Raw genomic sequence first — 2,110 nt, forward strand, 5'->3', positions numbered from 1 at the left:
CCACCGGTACCACCGGGACGGGGACCACGGGCACCACCGGCGGCACCACCACGCCCTGACCGTACCTGATTCGCGCCCCACGCCCGGAACAGAAACAGCGTGAGGGTACAGAGGAACAGAGAAGGGGCAGAGGAACAGAGGACCGCATGGGTTTCCCTCTGTTCCTCTGGCAGTTCTCTGTTCCTCTGGCAGTTCTCTGTTCCTCTGCAATTTCGCCGTTGCAGGAAAAGCCCCGCCCCGCGGCAATGCGGGCCGGGGCTCTCCATCTCCCTCCCTCTGGGAAAGCTCGTCAGTCGGCCACGTTCTGCTCCCGCGGGCCGCGCTCGCTGACCGGGATGTCCTGGCTTCCCGACGTCAGCACGCGGCGGATGGCCTCGGCGCGGCTCAGCGTTTCGCGCGTCTGCTCCTCGTAGCGCGTGGCCAGCGCGGGCTGGTTGCGCTCGCGCATGCGTACGGCCATGCGGTCCGTGAGCGCCGCCCGCTCCTCCAGCGCCCGGTACGCCGTCCACAGCGCGGCGTCCAGCGACGCACTCTGCCCGGCCAGCAGGTTCTCCATGGAGTACGCGTGCCCCACGCGGCAGCGGAACCGCGTCAGATCGCCATCCTGCACCTCCCACAGCACCCCGTGGCACTCCGGGCAGGCAAAGGCCGACGGCGCCCCCGCGCGGTCGCTTTCCAGCGCATCGCGGTCCATCTCGGCAATGCGCGTTTCCTGGCCGTACAGGCCGGCTTCGGGATGGGTCTCGGGCTCCTGCACGGCTTCCCCCGCCTTCTGCGTCAGCAACTCCGCCATCCCGCCCAGCGGCACCACGTGGTCCACCTGCGCGTTGCGGATGGCGCTGGACGGCATTCCGGGATACAGCGCATCGTCCGGGTCCTGCACCACCGCCAGCCCGCCCCTCTTTTTGACGGCGATCAGCCCCGCGCTGCCGTCGTCCAGGTTGCCGCTGAGCACGATGGCGATCACCCGCGGCCCGTACGCCCGCGCGGCGCTGCGGAACAGCGGGTCCACCGCCGGGCGGGTGTTGTTTTCCCGCGGGCCGCGCACCAGGCGCATGTGCCCCGTCTCCAGCAGCAGGTGCATGTCGGGCGGCGCCACGTACACCCGCCCCAGTTCAATGGGCGCGCCGTCCACCGCGTGCTCCGCCTCCATGCTCCCGCGGCGGGAGATGATGCGCGGCAGCACGCTGGTGACGTGCGGCGGAAAGTGCACGACGACGAACACGGCCGCGGGAAAGTCCGCGGGAAGCGCCTCGATGAGCGCCGCCACCGCCTCGACGCCCCCCGCCGAAGCCCCGATGACCACGATGTCACGTTCTGCCAAGACAACTCCTGTGGGTTCAAGCCGGGGCCCCCACCGGGCAAAAGACGTGCTCCGCGCGCACCACCTCCGCCCCGGCGGGATTTGACTTTCCCGTTCGCTCCGCGCACCTTGGGACCTTGCACGCACACCTCCAATCGCCGCCACCGCGGGTGCCATTGACACATCCCGCGCCGCGTGACGCCCCTCCCGGACCGGTGCCCGTGGTCGCCATCGTGGCGTCCGTGGGGGGGCTGGCCGCCATCTCCGAAGTCCTGGGCGGGCTTCCCGCGGAGTTCCGCGCCGCCGTCATCGTGCTGCAGCACCTGGAGGCCGGGCGCGAAAGCCTGCTCCCCCGCATTCTGGCCGGCCGCACGCCGCTCGCCGTGCGCCCCGCGGCGAGCGGCGACGTGCTGCGGGCCGGGCACGTGTACGTGGCGCCCGCCGGCCGCCACCTGGCCCTTGCGCCGGACCGCACCCTGCGGCTGGGCGACGGCCCCCGCGTCCACTACGTGCGCCCCGCGGCCGACGTGCTGCTGAACTCGCTCGCCGAGGCAGGAGCGCCCGTGATCGCCGTGGTGCTCACCGGCCGCGGCGAGGACGGCGCGCGGGGCGCCCTGCGCGTGCGCACGCAAGGCGGCACGGTCCTCGCCACCGATCGGGGAACTTCAACAAACTTTGGAATGCCCGGCGCCGCGGACGACGCCGGCGGGGTGGACGAAGTGCTGCCCCTGCCCCGCATCGCGCCCCGGCTGGTGGCGCTGGTTTCCCAACTCTGGTACGAACGCGAATGACGTCGCAGCATCCCCG

2 protein-coding genes are annotated in these 2,110 nt (G+C 71.8%); one reads left to right on the forward strand and one right to left on the reverse strand.

Annotated elements, in window-relative coordinates:
* Positions 1-289: 289 nt before the first annotated feature.
* Positions 290-1,324: a chemotaxis protein CheB gene (locus VF665_RS16660; protein ID WP_331054574.1), complete on the reverse strand. Its 1,035-nt coding sequence runs from the start codon at positions 1,322-1,324 to the stop codon at positions 290-292.
* 194 nt (positions 1,325-1,518) lie between these two features.
* Here VF665_RS16660 and VF665_RS16665 point away from each other — a divergent pair, with 194 nt between their 5' ends.
* Positions 1,519-2,094 carry a chemotaxis protein CheB gene (locus VF665_RS16665; RefSeq protein WP_331054575.1) on the forward strand — a complete coding sequence of 192 codons (576 nt, stop codon included), beginning with the start codon at positions 1,519-1,521 and terminating at the stop codon, positions 2,092-2,094.
* Positions 2,095-2,110: the final 16 nt, after the last annotated feature.

Origin of the sequence: Longimicrobium sp., assembly GCF_036387355.1 — a bacterium.
GTDB lineage: Bacteria > Gemmatimonadota > Gemmatimonadetes > Longimicrobiales > Longimicrobiaceae > Longimicrobium.